1 protein-coding gene is annotated in these 1,043 nt (G+C 70.9%); it reads right to left on the reverse strand.

Annotation, left to right across the window (positions count from 1 at the left end; translation table 11 throughout):
- Nucleotides 1–836 (reverse strand): hypothetical protein (locus tag ACFXOA_RS32310; RefSeq protein ID WP_385035741.1); only part of this gene is annotated, 836 nt, incomplete at its 3' end.
- Nucleotides 837–1,043: the final 207 nt, after the last annotated feature.

Here is a 1,043-nt window from a genome sequence, read left to right on the forward strand (position 1 = left end):
GAGTCGGTGCACGTGCCGCCCCACTGATACGGGGTGCCGAGCTGGCCGAGCGCCCACCGGATCGCCGTCTGTACCTTCGGCGGCGCGGAGGCGGGAATCTTGTACTCGTCCGGCAGGGCGCCCGCCGGGATGGTGCCGAAGTCCGTCCCGTCGCCGTCCGCCGGACAACCCCCCGCGGAATCGGGAGAGGGGCTGGTGTCGGCAGAGCCGGACGGCGACGGGCTCGGCGATGCGCCGCCGGCCTTCTGCAGCAGGGGCTCGATGGCCTTCTGCAGGGCGGTGGCCAGCGGCTCCCATTTGGCGTACGCCTCCGGGAAGCCCGACTTCTGTACCGCCTGCGCGGCCTGGGTGACAGAGAGGGACTGCCAGCCGGAGACCTTCTTGAGCCCCTCGTAGAACTTCGTCGAGGCGTGCACCGGATCGAGGATCTGGCTGGCCGTACCCCAGCCCATCGACGGCCGCTGCTGGAAGAGACCCAGCGAATCGCGGTCGCCGTAGGTCAGGTTCCGCAGGCCGCTCTCCTGCAGCGCGGTCGCCAGGGCGACGACCTGCCCTCGGGCGGGGATGTTCATCGCGACGCCCGTGGCCTGGATCGTCTTGGCGTTGGGCACCTGGTCGGCTGGCGCGTCCAGACCCGGTACGGAGACCGAGCCCTTGTCGCCGCCGTCCAGGATGGCCTTCACCTGCTTGGCGACGGCGGAAGCGTCCACACCCTGTGCACTGTCGATCGAGCACGAGGCCGAGGCGGTCCCGGCGCCGATGCCGAGGATCGGCAGTGCCAGCAGGAGCGGTCCGGTGGCGCACAGACCGACGAGGGCTCCCGTCGTCTTCTTCACGGCCGTCGCCGTTCAGCGCGACGGCGGTGCGGACGGGGCGACGGAGGTGGGTCGGGGCGCGGGTGTGTCAGGGCATGCTGCATCGCAGCGGCTCCTCGGTGTTCGAAGGAGACGCGGTGCCGACTTCTCGTGCAAAGCCGTCGGCACCGCGCCGATGTGCATCCGCCTCTCGGCGGGCCCGGGTCAGAGGAGTTGGTAGCTCCTGGA

It is taken from the genome of Streptomyces sp. NPDC059166, from assembly GCF_042755185.1.
GTDB lineage: Bacteria > Actinomycetota > Actinomycetes > Streptomycetales > Streptomycetaceae > Streptomyces.